Here is a 19,297-nt window from a genome sequence, read left to right as displayed (position 1 = left end):
GAACGCCTTGTGGTGTGGCGGACGGTAGCTTGGTGAAAGCAGTCCGGGCCTTTGAGGCGAAACGGAGTTCCAAGGAAGCGGTGGAAGAATAGTGAGCGAGAGCGCAGTAGCAGGGAACGAGCGCATTGTTGACGTCCTGCACGCCCTGGCTACCCGTGCAGAGGCGACCGGCGTACGGGAACTCGCTCAGGCCCTGGGCGCCAGCCGCAGCACGGTAAACCGCATCCTGCTGGGGCTGGAGGAGCACGGGCTGGCCGCGGTCACCGGCAGCGGAAACTATCAGGTCGGACCGCGGCTGCGCGTCCTGGGTGCGGCACTCCACGCGCGCCACCCGCTGCTGCGCAATGCTGAAGCCATCATCGAACACCTGGGCGAAGAATCCGATGCCACGGTCCTCGTCGCAGTGCACGACGCACCCCGACCCCGTGTGGTCGTCGTCGCCTGCCGGCGCCGACCTGGGCCGATCAAGTATCTCCTCGAACCCGGGACGGTTTTGCCCCTCCACGCCGGAGCGACCGGCCGTGCGATATTGGGCCGGCTCGGAATCGGCGCCCTGGGCGACGCCCCGCTCGAGGCCGCGACCCCCGACACCGTCATTGATCGGGCGGAACTGGCCAAGCTGCTCCAAGAGGACAGAAGGGCCGGATATACGATCAGCGTGGGACAGCAGTTCCCGCTGGCTGCCGGCGTCGCCGCATCCTTTTACTGCGGGGGACTGACCGGGTCTGTTTCAATCACGCGTCCGCGCTTCCTCACCAGTGATGAAGACCTGGTCCGCTTCGGACCGATGGTCCAGGATGCAGCGCACGCAATAGAAGCCAAATGCTCACTGCCCCACTCGCCGGAGGATCCGAAACCCATCGACAACCCTGCCGGCTCCACCGCCTTGGTGCGCATCATCAAGCTCCTGACCGCGCTGGTCGCCGAACCGTCCGGAATCACCACCGGACAGGTGCTGGCGCGCCGGATTGGGGCCAACATAGCCACGACCAACCGCCTCGTCTCCACCGCGGTCACCACCGGCCTGGCCCTGACCCGAGGGGACACCCTGCACCCTGGCCCGCGCCTGTTCCAGTGGGCCGCCCGTCTGGGTCCCACAGTCGATGTCCCCTCCGCAGCACAACCGATCCTCCGCGACCTGGCCGAAGAATCCGGTGAGACCATCGGGCTGATCCAATTTCAGACCGACACCAAGCAGGCTGTGATGACGACGGTGATAGACGGTGTCCGACCGCTGCATTACGGGCTTGCCTCAGGCGTTGCCATTCCGCTCTACGCCGGTGCCGGCGGGAAAGCCATCCTCGCCCACTGCCCGCCGGGCGAACTGGACAAACTCGCGCTGGAACCTCTCACCGAACGCACCCAAACGAACCGTGACGCCCTCGCGAACGACCTCCGCTCCATCAGGGAGCGCGGCTGGGCGATCGGCAACGGTGAACGCATCCCGGACGCCTTCGGAGTCAGTGCGCCCTACTTCAACAACGGCGAAATCTCTGGCTCCATCACAGCGACCGTATCAAGGCTACGACTGCCAGAGCTGGACGTCGAGGCACTCGCTCACATGGTCCAGCGGGCCGCCCAGCGACTCACGCTGCTTCTCTCCGTACCCTAATCCCTGCCCTACGGCATCCCAAGAAGGGGACGGCGAGAGCGAACAGCCAGCGCGCAGTTTTGATGCCAGAGTGGGGTGTAGTTCCACCCGATATGAGGGGTCGCCGCACTACCCTGTTCCCGGTGTCGTGAAGTTTGCATGTCCCCGGACAGGCTTGCCAATTTCCGAAGTCGCCTGCACTAACTGTCAGAAGACGCCTGCCTTGGGTTAGTTGGTACGGATGAGCTGATCGTCGCCTTTGCGGTAATGCACCTCTGGATGAGCTTCACTGGATGCCCGTCGGCGCAGTGAGGCTTCGACTATTCCCCTCAACAGGCTTCGTCAACCAACTCAGCAATGGGAACGTTCATGCGATTGACCGCACGTGCTTCTTATGGTTAGGAACGGACGAAGCGGGCAATGGCGTCGGAGGCTTCTTTGAACTTTGCTTCCGCGGCGTCTCCACCGAGTTGGGCGGCGTCGAGCACGCAGTGTTTCATGTGGTCATCGAGTAGTCCTAGGGCGACGCCTCGCAGCGCGGCGGTTAGAGCTGAGATCTGGGTGAGGATGTCGATGCAGTACTGCTCTTCCTCGATCATCCGGTGGATGCCCCGCGCCTGCCCCTCGATTCGTTTCACCCGGGCCAGGTACCGGTCTTTGTCAGTGATGTAGCCATGGGTCGACTCGCCCGCGGCTTCGTGGTCCGGGGTGTCCAGCGGTTGCGTGGTGGAGATGGTCATGTTTTTCCTTATGGTGTGTGTCGTTTTACGCCGTGGGCTTCCAGTGTGCGGGAATGTATCCGTACGTGAGGACTTGGGCTGTGAGGTCAACGGCGCAGCGGAGCGGGCAGGCTGTCGTCCCCGCGAATCGTTCTGCTCATGGGAGCACATTGTTCCCGGGGCTTGCGATCCCGTACTCAATATCGATTATCTGCTGGCTGCTGGAGGAATGAGAGGGTACTTCAGCACCGGTGCGCTCAAGCTGGGCCGCGATCGATACTACGAGTCCGCCTAGAAGAAAGCCGATCAAGCCGGAGGCCAGGATGTTGGTGTTCATGGGGTCCTCCGGTGGGTCCTAGTGGGAGTTTGTCAGTGGTGGTGGCCGTGATGGTCGCCGACGTCCGGCCCGTCACCACTGGCACCTGCCGGGCCATGGTGGCCATGGTCATCGCCGTGGCCCTGGTGATGCTCCGTTCCGTGGCCTTGGTGGCCTTGGTGGCCTTCGTGGTACTGGTGGGTCAGCGCGTGCCCCTTGCCCTTGTCGATCAGGTAGCGGTTGACCGGGAATGCGGCTACGAAGGCTGCGCTGAGGGCAACGATCATGCCAATCCAGAAAATCGGGTTGACCAGCCCGGAGTCCATGGCGCCGGGGATGATGGCCATGACGGCGTTGTCTACGATTTCCATCACCGCGATGGAAAGGGTGTCGGCCGCGAATACGACGCTGAGGGCAGCGGTGAAGCCGAGCCCGGCTTGGATGAGCGGCAGCGTCGAGAGGGCGTAACCGAAAAGGAAAGCAAGCACGACCGCCAAGGCAATGGTGATGCCGGTGGAGAGGCCCAAGGCCGTGCCGATCATGAGGCCCGCAATCTCGCCGATAGCACAGCCCGTAAGGCAGTGCAGGGTAGCGCTTGCAGCCATACGGTTGCGGGAGTTCATTCTCTTCCTCTCGTAGGTATACCCCGTAACGGTATCCAAGGGGAACGCCCCAATACAAGCCTTCGGAGGTCTGCGCATTCCCGCCATCCCTCGTTCAGCTTGCTGCTTGTGCGGAGCCCGCAGAGGAAGGGCGGCGGCTCCAGCCCAAAATGTCGAGGGGCGCGTCTTTCAGCCCAGGCGTCCCCACCACCAGCACTTTGACACGCATACCCATAGGGGGTATACCTGTACTACCGTGTAGTTGATACCCCTCCCGGGTATCCACGAGGAAGGGATTTGCCATGGCCACCACTGAATTCCAAGTGACCGGGATGACCTGCGGGCATTGCGAGCTTTCGGTCCGGGAAGAGGTTCAGGAGATTCCCGGGGTCGAAGCAATCGAGGTAAGCCACCGGACGGGCAAGTTGACCGTGACCAGCAACGAGCCCTTGGAGCAGGGCGCGATCATCGCCGCCGTCGAGGAGGCCGGCTACCGGGCGGTGCGGGCAGGATGAACGCTGCCGGACGCCTGGGAGCGTATGCCGCGGGGTTGGCGGTGGTGTTTACCGGCGCCTTCACTGCGGCGGGAGCCGCCGTACCGGAAGAGACGGTAGCGGCATGGACACAGACAGCGGAAGGACATGAAGTGGACCAGCACAACGACGGACATCAAGCTTCGCCCGCCGAGACTGCCACCCAAGCGGCCGAGCCAATGGTCCCGGGTGTGGCGGTGGAGCAGGACGGTTACCTGCTGCAGGAGGTTCAGCACCGGACGCAGTGGGGCAGGCAGGGCAGCTCTCGTTCACGATCACCGGTCCTGACGGGACGCCGGTCACCGAATTCGAGACCGAGCACGGAAAGGATCTGCACCTGATCGTGGTGCGCTCCGACGGTACCCGGTACCGGCACGTCCACCCCGTCATGGACGAAGGCGGCCGCTGGTCCCTGCCGTGGCAGTGGGACGCAGCGGGCACCTATCGGATTTACGCCGACGGCATGCCCGCAGGCGCCGGGAAGACCCTGACGCTGACCCGCACGGTGGATGTGGCGGGGGCGTTTGAGCCGGCCGCCCCGGCACCAACGACCACTGACGACGTTGATGGCTTCCGGGTTTCCCTGAACGGTGACCTCTCGGCCGGTGCGGCCTCGGCATTGACGGTGAGCGTCGCCCGCGACGGCAAGCCCGTCACTAACCTCGAACCCTATCTGGGCGCCTACGGCCACCTGGTGGCCTTGCGTTCCGGGGACCTGGCCTACCTGCACGTTCACCCCGAAGGGCCCGAACCGGTCAAGGGCAAGGTTTCAGGACCGGAGGTCCAGTTTGCCGCAACGGCCCCCACTCCGGGGCGCTACTACCTCTACTTCGATTTCCAGGTCGATGGGCAGGTCCACAGCGCCCGGTTCGTCCTCGACACCACCGGATCATCCGCCCACACCGCACCGAATGGCAGCACCGGCACTCCCGGCAGCGCCGATCACGGTCACGGCGGTCACTGAACCCAACCACCACCGATTCGCCCGGCCGCTCCGACAGGGCCGGCAGCGGCAGAAAGAAGCACTCTATGTCTGAATCCTCGGCCCCCTATCAGGTGCTGGGCACCGGCATCGAACTCGAGATCGGGGGCATGACCTGCGCCTCGTGCGCTAACCGGATCGAGAAAAAGCTCAACAAGCTCGAGGGCGTCACCGCCACGGTGAACTACGCCACCGAGAAGGCACGCGTCAACGTCCCGCCCGGGTACGATGCGCAGGCACTCCTCGCGGAGGTCCAGAAGGCCGGCTACACCGCGACCCTGCCCGCCCCGAGGCAGGAACAGGAGATCGAAGCAGCCGACCGGCCCGACAAGGAGCTGCCGGCCCTGAAGCACCGCCTGATCGGCAGTGTCCTGCTGGCCGTCCCGGTGATCGTGCTGGCGATGGTCCCTGCCCTGCAGTTCACCTACTGGCAGTGGCTGTCCCTCGCCCTGGCAGCGCCGGTGATCGTCTGGGCGGGCTGGCCGTTCCACAAGGCAGCGTTCACTAACCTGCGCCAGGGCACCGCGACCATGGACACCCTGGTCTCCATGGGAACGGCCGCGGCGTTCCTGTGGTCGCTCTATGCCCTGTTCTTGGGCACCGCCGGGGCCCGGGGCATGACGCACCCCTTCGAATTGACCGTGGCGTCTACCGATGGTGCAGCGAACATCTACCTTGAGGTCGCCGCCGGGGTTATCATGTTCATCCTGGCCGGCCGGTACTTTGAGAAGCGGTCCAAGCGGCAGGCCGGTGCTGCGCTGCGCGCCCTGCTGGAACTGGGCGCCAAGGACGTGGCCGTCCTGCGGGACGGGGCCGAGACCCGCATCCGGATGGACCAGCTCACCGTCGGGGACGAGTTTGTGGTCCGCCCTGGGGAGAAGATCGCCACCGACGGCGTCGTCGTCAGCGGCCGCAGCGCCGTGGATGAGTCCATGCTCACCGGTGAGTCCGTGCCCGTGGAGATCGGTGAAGGCGACGCGGTGACCGGGGCGACGGTGAACGCCGGTGGCAGGCTGGTGGTTCGCGCCACCCGGATCGGATCCGACACGCAGCTGGCGCAGATGGCCCGGCTCGTGGAAAACGCCCAGTCCGGCAAAGCCGAAGTCCAGCGCCTGGCCGACAAGGTCTCCGGGGTGTTCGTGCCCATCGTCATCGCCATCGCCGTGGCCACGCTCGGCGCCTGGCTCGGCGCTGGATTCCCGGTCACGGCGGCCTTCACCGCGGCCGTGGCCGTTCTCATCATCGCCTGCCCCTGCGCCCTGGGCCTGGCCACCCCAACCGCGCTGCTGGTCGGAACCGGACGCGGCGCGCAGCTCGGCATCCTGATCAAGGGCCCGGAAGTGCTCGAATCCACCCGCAAGGTCGACACCATCGTGCTGGACAAGACCGGCACCGTCACCACCGGCAAAATGACCCTGCTGGGTGTGCACACCGCATACGGCACCGACAGCGATGAGCTGCTCCGCGTCGCCGGGGCACTGGAAGACGCCTCCGAGCACCCCATCGCCCAGGCCATCGCCCGCGGCGCCACCGAACGGATCGGCGCCCTGCCCATCCCGGAATCCTTCACCAACCATGAAGGACGCGGCGTGCAGGGAATCGTCGAAGGGCACCTCGTTATCGTCGGACGCGACACCCTGCTGACGGACTGGGCTCTGACCATGCCTGCAGACCTGGCCCGCGCCAAAGCTGAGGCGGAAACCGCGGGGGAGACCGCCGTCATCGTGGCATGGGACGGCGAAGTCCGCGGCGTGCTCACCGTCGCCGACGCCATCAAGGACACCAGCGCCGAAGCCATCACCCGGTTCCGGTCCCTCGGCCTGACCCCCGTCCTGCTGACCGGTGACAACCGGGCCGTGGCCGAACAGGTCGCCGCGAAGGTCGGCATCGAACAGGTCATCGCCGAAGTCCTGCCCCAGGACAAGGTCGACGTCATCACCCGGCTCCAAAAGGACGGCAAGGTCGTAGCCATGGTCGGTGACGGCGTCAACGACGCCGCAGCACTGGCCCAGGCAGACCTGGGCCTGGCCATGGGCACCGGCACGGACGCTGCCATCGAAGCCGCCGACCTGACCCTGGTCCGCGGGGACCTGCGCGCCGCCGCCGACGCCATCCGGCTGGCCCGCAAAACCCTGGGCACCATCAAAACCAACCTGTTCTGGGCCTTCGCCTACAACGTGGCCGCGGTTCCGCTGGCTGCTCTCGGGCTGCTCAACCCGATGCTCGCCGGTGCCGCGATGGCTTTCTCCAGCGTCTTCGTCGTCAGCAACAGCCTCCGCCTGCGCACCTTCACCAGCCAGGCGGCCACCACGTCACCGGCCGCCCGTCCCCTGATAGCCCGGCCGGTCGACGCCTGACCCATATCCACCCAACCGAAAGGACACCATCCATGGGAGACAACACAGGAAGCTGCTGCGGCGGCAACACCACCAAGAACACCATGCCCCAGGACCTGACCCTGAACGCCCGGCCCGCGCAGAACGATAACACCACCGCCGAATGCCCCGTCATGCCCGGCACGCCCGTGGTCAAGGCCGTCGCCGAAGCAAAAGGCCTCTACCGCTACTACCAAGGCAACCGCTACTGGCTCTGCTGCCCCGGATGCGGACCGGCCTTCGACGCCGACCCCGCCAGATACGCCAAGGCCCGCTGACCCAGACAGGAACAGGAGAGGCAGGGGAGGACTTACCCGATGTCGGCCCCTGCCACACGTTCAGCCCTGCGGTCCTGAGCTGGCACCGCCCCGACTCACGACCGCAGAGCTTCAGGGCCCAAAGAGGCAGGCCATCAGGGACTCACCGTGCCCCCACCGGTCCTGGTCTATTCCGCCTTGCGCCGTTGATAGTGACGGGCGACCCGCATCCGATTTCCGCAGCGGCTGGCCGAGCACCAGCGACGACGCGGATTGGACGGGAGGAAGAGCAGGACGCAGTCTTCAGCCTCGCACTGGCAGATCCGGGAAACCGCCGGGTCCGTGAGGAGCTCGACGACGCCTTCGGCCAACCACGCCGCCAGGCGCTCGGCTGTTGAGCCCAGACGTCGCCGGTTGGCAGTGAGCCCGTCGGGGCCATCAGCAACCTCGAGGATGCAGGGAGCCCCACGCAGCACCTGGTTGATGGCATCCAGGTCCTCCTGGCTGAGCCCGGTTCCGCTCCGGGCGCACTCGATTGCCCGCGCCGAGCGCTCCCGGACGCACCGCACAACGGCCAGCTCCGCAGGGCCGATGTTCTCGGAGAGGCCTTCCGGGCAGCGACCGGCCTGTAAGGCAAGCCAAGCGAGCAGATCCTCAGGCGTGACGAGGAAGTCACCCTGCGCGTAACGGGTATTGACCAGGTCCAGAGCCAACGGCTCCCCAACCAGCGGGGCAAGGGCACTCATAGGTCTAATGCTACCCGACGCCGGTTTAGGGGTTAGACTCGTTCCCATTGCGCAACTAATGCATAAAATACCCAACAAGGAGTTAGCTTTTGTCTTCCCTCTTTCCCCGTGTCGCCTATCGCCATGTTGAACTGGATGGTGTCCGGGTGTTCTTCCGTGAATCACGCCCAGCCCACGCGGACGCACCGGTGTTGTTGCTCCTGCATGGTTTCCCCTCGGGATCCCACCAGTTCCTCCGTCTCATTGACGCACTGGGCTCGCGCTACCGGGTGATCGCACCGGATCTGCCGGGGTTCGGGCATACCGAGGTCCCGGAAGGTTTCGTCTATTCATTCGACAGCCTCTCGGGAGTCATTGAGAGTTTCGCCCAGCATCTAGGGCTGTCCCGGTTCGCGATGTACGTCTTCGACTTCGGCGCGCCCGTCGGATTCCGCATCGCGGAGAGGCATCCGGAGTGGATCGCCGGGCTGGTGGTACAAAACGGCAACGCCTACGAGGAAGGCCTGTCAGAGGCCGCCCGCGGGCTCCTCACGCTGGACTCTGCCGACCATGCCGCCGTGCAGACACTCCAGGACCTCCTCACCCTGCCCGGAACCCGCAGCCAGTACGAAACCGGGGTTGCCGACCCCGGCCTGATCGCCCCGGACGGATGGACACTCGACCAGCACTTCCTGGAGCTCCCGGGCCGGAAGGACGCTCAACTCTCCCTGCTGTTCGACTACCACACGAACATCGCAAGCTATGACCGCTGGCAGGAATGGCTGCGCCGGTACGCTCCGCCAACCCTCATTGTCTGGGGGCGGAACGACCCCTTCTTCATCGAGCCGGGCGCCCGAGCATACCTCCGCGACCTGCCCGGTGCCGAGCTCCACCTTTTCGACACCGGCCACTTCGCCCTCGAGACGCACGTGGCGGAGATCGCACCGCTTATCGACGGTTTTCTCGACCGGTCCTGGAGCTGAAGCATGCATCCCAACATTGATACGCCGCCCGTCCAGCCGACCCTCCGGCGGAGCCCCTGGTCCGTCGCCTTCGGCCTCTGCGCCGCAGCACTGGCCGCCGTCGGGGCCAATGCGATGATCGCACAGCTGGCACCCACCGCCGGCGTGCCCGGCAACTTCCAGCCCCTTAACCCGCCCTCGTACACGCTCCTGACGGTACTCGGAGTGCTGTTGGGCACCCTGGGTTGGGCCATAACACGCGCGGTTTCGAAAAATCCCCGGAAACTACTCAGCTGGCTCGTGCCGGTCGTCGTCCTGGCCTCCTGCATCCCGGACCTGTTCCTGCTCGAGCAGGGCGGGGCGACCGGCGTCCTCGCTGCAGCCCTCATGCACGTAGCACCGGCAGCGATTGCCGTCCCGGTCTACAGGCGGCTCCTGCCGCTTCCGTCCTGAACCAGTCCAATACCAACGCACAGGAGACTTCCATGAACACCCCCACCACAAACCACACGTACGACCTGGCAGTCATCGGCGCCGGCTCCGCCGCAAAGGCCGCAGCCACGGAAGCCCGCCGCCGCGGAAAATCCGTCGTTATGATCGAGCGCGGCCATCCCGGCGGCACCTGCCTCAACGTGGGCTGCGTGCCCTCGAAGCACCTCCTGGCAGCTGCGGCGGCCCGCGCAGGAGCCGACAGCAGCCGATTCCCCGGCATCACCTCCTCCGCCGGCCCGGTGGACCTGGCATCACTGATCAGCGACAAGGACGCATTCGTCTGCCAGCTGCGGGAACGCGACCACGTCCACGCGACAGCACAGGCCGGCATCACATTGCGCCGGGGCACCGCATCGTTCATTGGTGCCGACGAAGCCGGCGTTTCCCTCAGCATCACCGATGAGGACGGCAGCGCCGGCAATATCGCTGCCCACCATGTCCTCATTGCCACCGGCGCCCAACCGTTCGTCCCGCCCATTCCAGGGATCCACACAATCGACTATTTGACCTCCTCGACATCAATGTCCCTGCACCAGCTGCCCGCATCGCTCGTAGTAGTCGGGGCCAACGCGATCGGACTGGAGCAGGCACAGCTGTTCGCCAGGCTGGGCGCCAAGGTCACCGTCATCGAAGTGGCCGACAGGATCGCCCCCTTCGAGGACCCCGCTATTTCTGCCGCACTGCAGGAGGCCCTCGAAGCGGAAGACATCGAGATACTGACAGCGGCCAACCTGACACAGGTCCAGCCGGACGGCGAAGGTGTCCTCGCCACGGTCGAGTTCAACGCCACCACCATCCGCGTCCCGGCTGAACGGCTGCTCATCGCCACCGGACGACGCCCCATCACCGACGGGCTGGACTTGGACTCCGTCGGGCTCGCCGTCGGCGCCCGCGGCGAAGTGCCTGTAGACGAGCATCTGCGCACCTCCCACCCCCGCATCTGGGCCGCCGGCGACGTCACGGGACACCCACAGTTCGTCTACGTCGCAGCAACACAGGGCGCCACCGCCGTCTCCAACGCCTTCGGGGACGCTCCCCAAGCACTCGACTACACCGTGCTGCCCCGCGTGACCTTCACCTCCCCCGCCGTGGCATCGGTGGGACTGACCCCCGCCCAAGCCGACGCCGCCGGCCACCCATTCGAGACACGCGAACTGCCGCTGAACTTCGTGCCCCGGGCACTGATCAACCGCAAGACCTCCGGCCTGCTCAGGCTGATCTCAGACCCGGACACCGGCCGGCTCCTGGGCGTCCATATGGTCGGGGAGGAAGCAGGAGAGGTCATCACAGCCGCCACTTATGCGCTGTCTGCCGGCCTCACCATCCAACAACTCGCAACCACCTGGGCCCCGTTCCTCACCATGGCCGAATCCCTCAGGATCACAGCCCAAATGCCCGCCGCTACACAAAACTGACGCGAACGAGACCGCCGCCGGGCGATCCAACTTCAAGGGCTTGCTTGAACTCGGATACCCCCTCCCCGTATAGTTGCAGCAGCTACGTACCCCCCGGGGGTATTTGCTTGAACTTTGAAAGTGCGGGCTGTGATCCTGCAAGTGAGAAGAGGAAATTGTTGTGACTGAAAAGGCGGGACAGCGGAGCGGATTGATACCCCTGCTGGTGATAGCCACCGCGCAGCTGATGCTGGTGCTGGACGACTCGATCGTGAATATCGCGTTGCCGAGAATCCAGCAGGAACTCGGGATCGACGCCGTGCATTTGCCCTGGATAGTGAACGCCTACATCCTCGCGTTCGGCGCCCTGCTGCTCCTGGGCGGTCGGATCGGCGACCTCTACGGGCGCCGGCGTGCCCTGCAGGCGGGCCTCGTTATCTTTGTGCTTGCGTCACTGGTCGGCGGTCTCGGCCTGAACAGTGGGGCGCTCATCGGCCCCCGGGCCGTCCAGGGGCTGGGGGCGGCGCTGGTCGCGCCGAATGCCCTGGCCTTGATCGCCACAACCTTTGCCGAGCGCAAGACACGGGACGCCGCCCTCGGGCTGTACGGCGCGATGTCCGGCCTCGGAATCGTGGTCGGCCTGCTCCTCGGGGGCGTGTTGACCGACACCCTGGGCTGGCGCTGGGTGTTCTTCATCAACATCCCTATCGGCATCCTGGTGCTTCTCGGTAGCCGCACGCTTGTTGAAGCAGAGCCTCACCCGGGCAGCCTTGACGTCAGAGGCGCAGTGCTGGGAACCGGCGGCATGGTGGCCCTGGTGTATGCCATTACCCGCTTTGGTGAAGATGGTTTCACCGACCTGATCGGGCTTGGGCTCCTCGGCGCCGCACTGGTGCTGCTTGCAGCATTCATCGCCACTCAAGCACGCAGCAGCACGCCGCTGGTTCCGCTGAGCTTGTTCCGGGACCGCGGCCGCGCCGGCGCCTACGCGTCTATGCTGTTGCTGGCCGTTGGGCCCATGGGCACCTTCTATGTGATCACCCTTTACCTCCAGCAGGTACAGCACTACAGCCCCTTGCAGACCGGGCTGAGCTGGCTTCCTTTCGCTGCCGGGATAGTCGTCGGAGCCGGCGGCGCTCCCAAACTGCTCAACAAGGTGGCTCCGCGCGTTATCGCAGCAGGGGGCGCTTTGCTCAGCGCAGCGGCGGCCTTCTGGTTCTCCTTCATCCAGATAGACACGAGCTACTGGCTGCACCTTGCCCCGGCCATGTTCTTCCTCGCCCTCGGGTTCGGCCTCGGTGTCATTGCCCTAACCCAGGCCGCGGTCTACAACACGGCAGCCGACGAGGCCGGCATTGCCTCCGCACTGCTCAACTCCGCGCAACAGATCGGGGTGGCTCTGGGATTGGCGGTTCTGGCTGGCATTGCCGCAACCGTCACCGGGACATCCGAACCCGGCGCAACAGCGGGCGCTCAGTTGATAGCCGGGTACGGCAGTGCACTCACCGTCGCCGCCGGCATGCTCGCAGCCGCCGGACTATTGGCAGCCACCACCTTGCCGTCTAAACCAACGGCACAAGCCGATGGCAAGTCCGCTGTGGCTGCGGTCAAGCAGCCGAGCCACTAGCCGCAGGGAGGCCCGCCCCCATCAGGGCTGGCACGTTGGTCATTCGAGCCCAAGCCAATCGCGGCGGCAGCGTCCTTCCCCCACCCTGACTCGGTGTCCCGAAAGCAGCCGAGTCCTCATCCTTGCCGCCGCCGAACTCATCGTCTCCTCATGGTCACCGTCAGTAACACCAGCAATAGCAGTACCGCCACGCAACGAAAGGCTATTAATGCACGATCACCAGGCAGATGCCCAGTACATGAACGATCTGAAGGAGAGCGCGCCAGAGATGGTCTCTGCGTTCTTTGCGTTCGACAGGGCGGTTTTCGGCAAGAAGACCGGCGGCCTTGACCCCCTTGTCCGGGAACTCATCGCCGTTGGTGTCGCGGTCACCACGCAATGCCACTTCTGCATCCAGGATCACACCAAGCGTGCCGTCACCGCAGGAGCCTCCAAAGCCGACATTGCGGAGGCTGTCATGGTTGCTACAGCGCTGCGTGCCGGCGGTGGAGTGACCCACGGGTGGAAAGCGATGAGAAGCATGGCCGAAAGGGACTGAGTAACTCCAAGCAAGGCGCGACACGCGAGAACCGGTCGGCCATCGTATGGACCCGCATACCGAAGCTGCAGAACCCCTTTGACAGCCCGCTCGCCCGCCTATTTTAAGAGCCGATAACGGATATTCCGTCAACCTGCCTCGGCCGGGCAAACCGGTGCTTCCTGATCGCGCGGCCGGAACTGGTGGCGACTCTGATCCGTCCACGGCTGGGGTCAATTCAGGTTATCCACGGCTGGAAGTAGGAGCCGTTGGGGCAGCTCCCTGGCAGCAGTAGCGGTGGATAACCTATGAGAATTGTCCCCGGCTGTGGGCGGGCGGCAGCATCATTCTTCACGTGGAGCGGAGAATCAATTCCCACACCGTCAGGGTGGGGTAAACCTCTGCCCGGGGATGGCCATCTCTCAGGATGAACGGAGCCTTAGCTTTCTGGCATCTACGGGGGGTGGCTCCGTCAGGCCGCCTGGTCTTAGGGCAGCGGGAAGATCTCCTGTTCCTGCTCGCCGGCGAAGATTTAGGTCCTGCATCGGAGCACTTCGTCGGCGTGTGGTGATGGACTGTTTACTGCAGTATTCGAGCAGCAAGATGAACAAGCTAGGCAGCTTCCTTGCTTGTTTTCAGGGGTTAGGCGTCAATTGAGGCCATGTTGGCGTCGTCGTGCCATGCCCCTGCTGCAGGTTGGAGTGAGTTCAGGCGTTCGAGCTGGTCTGTGGTGCTCGACGGAATCGGCTGCGGTGTTTTCCTCCACACGCGATACGCGGCGGGTGCCGGGGATCGCGGCGATGTCCTCGCCGCGGGTCAGTAACCAAGCCATGCGGTCTGGGCTGGGGTGGCACCAATCTCCGCGCCGATGCTCTGGACTTCGTCGGCGATGCGCAGGTTCCGGACGAAGTTTTCACCGGTGAAGCGGGGGTTGGTTTTGCGCCAGTCATCGTCGGCGAAGTCCTCCACCGTTCGGATCTGCCCGGTGAGAAGTCCATGCCCGAGGGGTGAGTAGGGGACGAAGCCGATTCCCAGTTCACGCAGCAGCGGCAGGATCTCGTCTTCAACGTCGCGGGTCCACAGGGAGTACTCAATCTGCAGGGCCGAGACAGGCTGCACGGCGTGTGCCCGGCGGATGGTCTGTGCTGACGCTTCGGAGAGATCGAAGTGCAGCACCTTGCCCTCGGCGATCAGGTCGGCGGCTGCGCCGGCGGTCTCTTCGATGGGCGTGTTCGGATCGACGCGGTACTGGTAGTAGAGGTCGATGTGGTCGGTGCCCAGTCGCTTGAGGGACCCCTCGACAGCTGTGCGGATGTTTGCTGCGCTGCTGTCGATCACGCCGGGTCCGCCGCCGGAGTGGGAGACGAGGCCGAACTTGGTGGCGATCTTCACCTGGTCACGGCGGCCACGAATGGCCCGGCCCACGATTTCCTCGCTCAGGAACGGCCCGTAGATCTCCGCTGTGTCGATGTGGGTGACTCCGAGCTCGAGTGCACGGTGGATCGTGCGGATTGATTCGCTGTTATCCAAGGCGCCTTCGCTGGTGTAGGTGCCGGCCATGGTCATGGCTCCGAGGCCGATGCGGGAGACTTCCAGGTCCCGGAGGCGTGCGTTTTTCATGCTGCGTTTTCCTTCGGTGGATTTCTCAGGCTTGGGAGGTGGGCATGGCCCACATTTCGGCGATGGAAGAGCGGCGGTGACGGGTCACCATGTACGCGATGCTCTCGGCGATATCCTCCGGCTGCAGCTTCTCGGGCATGTTCTTCGCGTCGGAGACGGCGAGGTCGCCTTTGATGGTGTCGTTGTTGTGTGAGGTCAGTTCTGTTTCGACTGCGCCGGGTTCGAGTACGCCGACCCGGACGTGCTTCTTCGTGATCTCCTGGCGGAGCGCTTCGGTGAAGCCGTTCACGCCGAACTTCGTCATGTTGTACGCGTCGAAGGTCGCCCACGCCTGCCGGCCGGCGATCGAGGAGATGTTGACGATGTCCGCGACGCCGCGCAGTTCGTCGTCCGGTGCGGCCAGCAGGTGGGGGAGTGCCGCCTTCGTCATGTAGAGCAGACCGTTCTGGTTGACCGCGATCATCCGTTCTCATTCGTCGACCTCCTGATCGACGACCGTTCCGAGCAGCATCAGCCCGGCGTTGTTGATGAGGATGTCCAGCCGACCGAATTGGTTTACCACCTCTGCTACGGCCTGTTCGGCTTGGGTTTGATCGGTGATGTCGGCCGGGACGGCGTAGGCGGTGCCGCCAGCGCCCTTGATCTCGGCCACGAGTGTGTCCAGGCGGTCCTTCCGGCGGGCGACGACGGCGACGGAAGCCCCCTGCTCGGCGAGGGCACGGGCGGTGGCGTCACCGATGCCGCTGCTCGCGCCGGTTACCAGGGCAACAGTTCCGATCAGTTTTGCTGTCATTGGTTCTTCTCTTTCGTACGGTTTCGCTGAATTTGGGCAGGCTGCAGTGAAGTCCGTTCAACGGACACAGTTGGCGGGTTGCCTAAATTGCTCGATAAGTGGTTGGTTGCTATTGCGGTGAAGGTTGGTCTTGCCAGTTGTGGCGTTGTTCTTGCTTCCCCATGTGCGGCTGCGCCTGGGAAGCACAGCACCGAGTCCGTCACGACACAGCGCGAGGGTCTGAAACCGGCGTGATACGTTTCCCGGACCCTCGCGGCTCCTTCTTCAACAGTTGGCAGTCAGGGTGCTTTCAATTCTGCTGGCCTCCGCTACCCGTGGACCGCACATCGAGTCACGCTTACGTGCCATCGCTGACCAATGCCTAAAGGTTTTCCCGGTAAAACGGCGCGAGACTGTTCATGGCCGTATTCAGGCCTTCGCCGTCGTAAAGGTCCATGTGAGTGGCCCCATCAATGATGACGAGCTCTTTAGGTCCGGCAGCGCGTGCGTGCAGGTCTTCGCTGTGCCATAGCGAGCCGGCCTCGCTCCCGGCGACGATGAGGAGGGGCTGGGTCAGGAACGTGTCGATGAAGTCGTACCCGGTAAAGGACACCAGGTAGCTGAGGCTGCTCAGCAACATCCGGTTCGGGGCGTTGGGATGCATCCCCCTTGGCGTGAGGTAATAGTCGGCCGCTTCCTGAATGTCGCGCGGAGCGGTCGTGTCACCCAGTGCGGGAACATAGGGGCCATAGGCGGGCTCGGCTCCGGCTGCCTCAGCCGTGCGCTGCCGGGCGACCGCGTCGAGGGTGGCGATCTGGTCCGCCTCGGAGGCCTTGCCGTCCCAGCCCTTGCGTGTCGCTGCGCCAACGTCTACTCCGCTGACGGTCGCGACGGCCCTGAAGCGGCGGTCGGTGCTGGCGGCCTTGATCGTTGCGCCGCCACCGGCACAGATGCCGATGCGGTCGCTGTCGACGTAGTCCAGGGTGGTCAGGTAGTGGGCCGCGCTGTAAATGTCGCCGACCCTGTTCATCGGGTTGTCGAGGAACCGGGGCAGCCCCCCGCTTGCGCCCTGGTAGGAGGCGTCAAAGGCGAGAGTGACGTAGCCCTGTTCCGCGAGCCGTTGCGCGTAGACGCCGGCCGTCTGTTCCTTCACGCCGCCGCCGGTGAACGCTGACGATGGCGGGGTATTTCCGGCGGCTGTTGAAGTTCGCGGGGAAGTACAGGTTTCCGGCCATAGTGATGCCATAGTTCTGGAATTGAATGCTCTGCATTGCTAGCCGAGCTCGACGCGCATCTCGACGTCGTCGGGGAGGTTCTCGAAGACGCTGAGGTCCGAGGTGATCTCTCCCATTTTGGTGAGGGTGGGAACGGAGCTGGTCTCTTCATAGATGATGGTGATGCTGTCGCGGGGGTTGTAGTAGACGATGTCCCCGGGTTGCACGTCGGTGTAGAACGGACCGGTTTCCGTCATTGGGGCGTTGAGTTCGGTGATGTACTCGATGCCGGCGTTCCGGAACCAGGGGAGCGTGACCGGGAGGGTGGCGGCGAAGTCCTGGGCCACCTGGGTGTCATTGAGGGTCGCGGTCATGACCACATCGCCGGCGGTGATGGTGATCGGGGTTCCGTCGGTGGAAGCCTCCGCCGGTGCCGGTGCCGGTGCCGGTGATCCGGTGGTGGTTGCGGTGGCCGAGGCAGTTGCCGGGGCCGGGGATGTAGTGACGGCGTTCTCGGTTGCGGGTGCGGAACATCCGGCGAGGACGATCGCGGCCGTAGCGGCGATGGCGATGAGGGACAGTGATTTCTTCATGATTTCCTAAGCGTTGTCGAGGGCCATTGAGGAGGACAGCTCGCGGTGGGCATTGACTTGATCCAGGAGGAGTTGGGCCTTTTTCTCGACGCTGGCGACGACGTCTGCTCCGGCGACGAACCGCAGCGGCGGGGTGTCCATGGCGGCGATGGTGACCAGGGCTGCGCCGAGCTTGGCGGGGTCTCCGCCCTGCTGGCCGTTCATGGCCTTCCACGCGGCGATGGTCTGGGTAGTGCGTTCGGCGTAGTCGTCGATGGAGAGTTCGGGCCAGATGGAGGAGGCGCCCTCGACGAGGAGTTCGGTGCGGAAGAATCCGGGTTCGACGATGGTGGTGTGTATGCCGTAGGGCTGCACGTCGTACTGGAGGGATTCCATCCAGCCATCGAGGGCGAACTTCGATGCGGCGTAGGCGGCGCAGAACTCCTGGCCGATGATGCCGGCGGCGGAGGTGATGGTGATGACGTGTCCGCGGCGCTGCTTGCGCATGACCGGGAGGATCGCCCGGGTGACGTTCAGCGGGCCGAAGAAGTTCGTCTCCATTTGTGCCCGGAACTGCTTGTCACTGATCTCTTCGAAGTAGCCGGCGTAGAAGTTGCCGGCGTTGTTGACGAGGACGTCGATGCTTCCGAAGCGTTCGACGGCGGCCTCGGCGGCGGCCGCCGAGGCCGCGGCGTCGGTGACGTCCAGCGACAGGACGAGCAGGTTTTCGTGTTCGCCGAGGGCGGCGGTGACTTTGGCGGCGTCGCGGGCGGTGCCGACGACGCGGTGGCCGGCGTCAAGGGCGGCCTTGGCCAGGTCGACCCCCATGCCGCGGGCGGCTCCGGTGATGAACCAAACGTTGGTCATGATGATGCCTTTCGCAAGTCTTAGCCGGCCCGTGGGGGCCGCTGATGTTTCAAGTCAACAGGCCAGCGCTTGGGCTAACGAGACCCTGCCTAGAGGTTCCCTGACAGGGACCCGCTACGTGGCGAAGGGTGGAGTACCTTCGATTCATGGACAACCAGGACGACCTCAGCCAGTTCCTCATCTCGCGCAGGGCGAAGCTGACGCTGGAACAAGCAGGCCTGCCCGATTTCGGCGGACGGCGCCGCGTCCCTGGCCTGCGACGGGAAGAGGTCGCCCTCCTGGCCGGGATGAGCTCCGAATACTACAAACGCCTGGAACGGGGCAACGCCAAAGGAGCGTCTGAGGCTGTAATCGATGGGGTCAGCCGGGCCCTCCAATTGGATGAGGCCGAGCAATCACATCTCTACGAGCTCATCCGCTCCGCCAATGCCGGCACCCACGCGCAGCGCAGACGCCCGGCACGCAAAACACAGATCAGCGCTGTGCTGCAGCAGACCATCGACGCCATGTCGACCGTTCCGGTGTTCGTGCAGAACGGCCGGCTGGACGCCGTCGCCACCAACCGCCTCGGCCGGGCCCTCTTCTCGGAGATGTTCGAGGACTCCCGGCAGCCGGTGAACGCTGCGCGCTTCGTGTTCCTGGATGCCAGGGCACAGACGTTCTATCAGGACTGGGAGTCCAACACCCGCCAGATTGTCGCCCTCCTCCGGGTCGAAGCGGGCCGGTCTCCGTACGACCGCCAGCTCAGTGACCTCGTCGGCGAACTCTCAACCCGCAGCGACCTCTTCCGAAAGCTCTGGGGAGCGCACGACGTCCGCGAACACCGCACGGGTCTTAAGAGCATCCACCACCCTGTCGTTGGTGACCTCGACCTGAACTACCTCGGGCTGGACCTGGCCGCCGACAGCACCCTCCAGATGCTGGTCTTCTCCGCCGAACCGGGCTCCGCGTCGCACGACGGGCTGCAACTGCTGGCTAACTGGGCGAACACCCACAGCATCGGGCTCACGGCCAACAACCCAGCAAAAACCGATCACATCACCGGAACCTGATGCCGCAACAACGCAATTCTTCGCGGCGAGGGTTCAGCGACCCGCCTCCCGGGCCACGCGAGCACGTCACCTGAGTGCGAGATATCCGGTTCCGCTAGACGTTCTGAT

18 protein-coding genes and 2 pseudogenes are annotated in these 19,297 nt (G+C 64.7%); 11 read left to right on the top strand and 9 right to left on the bottom strand.

All coding sequences use genetic code 11. The annotated features are described in order from the left end of the window. Positions 1 to 91: 91 nt before the first annotated feature. Positions 92 to 1,612, top strand: a complete 1,521-nt coding sequence (locus M1E01_RS11360; RefSeq protein WP_457971714.1) for an IclR family transcriptional regulator — start codon at positions 92 to 94, stop codon at positions 1,610 to 1,612. A gap of 377 nt (positions 1,613 to 1,989) precedes the next feature. Here the strand turns inward: M1E01_RS11360 and M1E01_RS11355 are convergent, their stop codons facing one another. From M1E01_RS11355 to M1E01_RS11345, 3 genes are all read right to left on the bottom strand, one after another. Further along, on the bottom strand, positions 1,990 to 2,331 hold the full coding sequence (locus tag M1E01_RS11355; RefSeq protein WP_457971713.1) for a metal-sensitive transcriptional regulator: 342 nt from the start codon (positions 2,329 to 2,331) through the stop codon (positions 1,990 to 1,992). 136 nt (positions 2,332 to 2,467) lie between these two features. Then, positions 2,468 to 2,647, bottom strand: coding sequence for a hypothetical protein (locus M1E01_RS11350; RefSeq protein ID WP_457971712.1), 180 nt, complete (start codon positions 2,645 to 2,647; stop codon positions 2,468 to 2,470). A 32-nt stretch (positions 2,648 to 2,679) separates the two neighbouring features. After that, positions 2,680 to 3,249: a DUF4396 domain-containing protein gene (locus tag M1E01_RS11345; protein WP_457971711.1), complete on the bottom strand. Its 570-nt coding sequence runs from the start codon at positions 3,247 to 3,249 to the stop codon at positions 2,680 to 2,682. 281 nt (positions 3,250 to 3,530) lie between these two features. Here M1E01_RS11345 and M1E01_RS11340 point away from each other — a divergent pair, with 281 nt between their 5' ends. The 4 genes from M1E01_RS11340 to M1E01_RS11325 all read left to right on the top strand — a co-directional run bounded on the left by M1E01_RS11340 (position 3,531) and on the right by M1E01_RS11325 (position 7,396). Next, positions 3,531 to 3,743 (top strand): heavy-metal-associated domain-containing protein, encoded by a 213-nt coding sequence (locus M1E01_RS11340; RefSeq protein WP_457971710.1) that lies wholly within the window; start codon positions 3,531 to 3,533, stop codon positions 3,741 to 3,743. 262 nt (positions 3,744 to 4,005) lie between these two features. Continuing rightward, complete coding sequence (locus tag M1E01_RS11335) at positions 4,006 to 4,725, top strand: hypothetical protein (RefSeq protein WP_457971709.1); 720 nt, start codon at positions 4,006 to 4,008, stop codon at positions 4,723 to 4,725. A 65-nt stretch (positions 4,726 to 4,790) separates the two neighbouring features. Further along, positions 4,791 to 7,100, top strand: coding sequence for a heavy metal translocating P-type ATPase (locus tag M1E01_RS11330; protein WP_457971708.1), 2,310 nt, complete (start codon positions 4,791 to 4,793; stop codon positions 7,098 to 7,100). A gap of 32 nt (positions 7,101 to 7,132) precedes the next feature. Then, positions 7,133 to 7,396 carry a YHS domain-containing protein gene (locus tag M1E01_RS11325; protein ID WP_457971707.1) on the top strand — a complete coding sequence of 88 codons (264 nt, stop codon included), beginning with the start codon at positions 7,133 to 7,135 and terminating at the stop codon, positions 7,394 to 7,396. Positions 7,397 to 7,563: 167 nt separating this feature from the next. Here M1E01_RS11325 and M1E01_RS11320 read toward each other — a convergent pair whose 3' ends face one another. Further along, complete coding sequence (locus M1E01_RS11320; RefSeq protein ID WP_457971706.1) at positions 7,564 to 8,121, bottom strand: CGNR zinc finger domain-containing protein; 558 nt, start codon at positions 8,119 to 8,121, stop codon at positions 7,564 to 7,566. A gap of 89 nt (positions 8,122 to 8,210) precedes the next feature. Here M1E01_RS11320 and M1E01_RS11315 point away from each other — a divergent pair, with 89 nt between their 5' ends. The 5 genes from M1E01_RS11315 to M1E01_RS11295 all read left to right on the top strand — a co-directional run bounded on the left by M1E01_RS11315 (position 8,211) and on the right by M1E01_RS11295 (position 13,113). Beyond that, positions 8,211 to 9,083 (top strand): alpha/beta fold hydrolase, encoded by an 873-nt coding sequence (locus M1E01_RS11315; RefSeq protein ID WP_457971705.1) that lies wholly within the window; start codon positions 8,211 to 8,213, stop codon positions 9,081 to 9,083. Between the two features lie 3 nt (positions 9,084 to 9,086). After that, positions 9,087 to 9,515, top strand: a complete 429-nt coding sequence (locus M1E01_RS11310; protein WP_457971704.1) for a DUF6069 family protein — start codon at positions 9,087 to 9,089, stop codon at positions 9,513 to 9,515. A 32-nt stretch (positions 9,516 to 9,547) separates the two neighbouring features. After that, positions 9,548 to 10,969, top strand: a complete 1,422-nt coding sequence (gene merA, locus M1E01_RS11305) for a mercury(II) reductase (protein ID WP_457971703.1) — start codon at positions 9,548 to 9,550, stop codon at positions 10,967 to 10,969. A gap of 160 nt (positions 10,970 to 11,129) precedes the next feature. Then, positions 11,130 to 12,575 carry an MFS transporter gene (locus M1E01_RS11300; protein ID WP_457971702.1) on the top strand — a complete coding sequence of 482 codons (1,446 nt, stop codon included), beginning with the start codon at positions 11,130 to 11,132 and terminating at the stop codon, positions 12,573 to 12,575. A 208-nt stretch (positions 12,576 to 12,783) separates the two neighbouring features. Next, positions 12,784 to 13,113 carry a carboxymuconolactone decarboxylase family protein gene (locus tag M1E01_RS11295; RefSeq protein WP_457971701.1) on the top strand — a complete coding sequence of 110 codons (330 nt, stop codon included), beginning with the start codon at positions 12,784 to 12,786 and terminating at the stop codon, positions 13,111 to 13,113. Between the two features lie 621 nt (positions 13,114 to 13,734). Here M1E01_RS11295 and M1E01_RS11290 read toward each other — a convergent pair. From M1E01_RS11290 to M1E01_RS11270, 5 genes and pseudogenes are all read right to left on the bottom strand, one after another. Further along, a pseudogene (locus M1E01_RS11290) lies at positions 13,735 to 14,712 on the bottom strand (aldo/keto reductase). 25 nt (positions 14,713 to 14,737) lie between these two features. After that, positions 14,738 to 15,505 (bottom strand): annotated as a pseudogene (locus tag M1E01_RS11285) (SDR family NAD(P)-dependent oxidoreductase). A gap of 361 nt (positions 15,506 to 15,866) precedes the next feature. Further along, complete coding sequence (locus tag M1E01_RS11280) at positions 15,867 to 16,637, bottom strand: alpha/beta hydrolase (protein ID WP_457971700.1); 771 nt, start codon at positions 16,635 to 16,637, stop codon at positions 15,867 to 15,869. A gap of 120 nt (positions 16,638 to 16,757) precedes the next feature. Further along, positions 16,758 to 17,291, bottom strand: a complete 534-nt coding sequence (locus M1E01_RS11275; RefSeq protein ID WP_457971699.1) for a cyclophilin-like fold protein — start codon at positions 17,289 to 17,291, stop codon at positions 16,758 to 16,760. A gap of 6 nt (positions 17,292 to 17,297) precedes the next feature. Continuing rightward, complete coding sequence (locus M1E01_RS11270) at positions 17,298 to 18,137, bottom strand: SDR family oxidoreductase (RefSeq protein WP_457971698.1); 840 nt, start codon at positions 18,135 to 18,137, stop codon at positions 17,298 to 17,300. Between the two features lie 146 nt (positions 18,138 to 18,283). Here M1E01_RS11270 and M1E01_RS11265 point away from each other — a divergent pair, with 146 nt between their 5' ends. Next, a complete protein-coding gene (locus M1E01_RS11265) occupies positions 18,284 to 19,189 on the top strand; it encodes a helix-turn-helix transcriptional regulator (RefSeq protein WP_457971697.1) in 906 nt (301 codons plus the stop codon). The last annotated feature ends 108 nt before the right edge of the window (positions 19,190 to 19,297 follow it).

It is taken from the genome of Arthrobacter sp. D1-17 (genome assembly GCF_054130535.1).
This window is presented reverse-complemented; position numbering and strand designations above follow the sequence as displayed.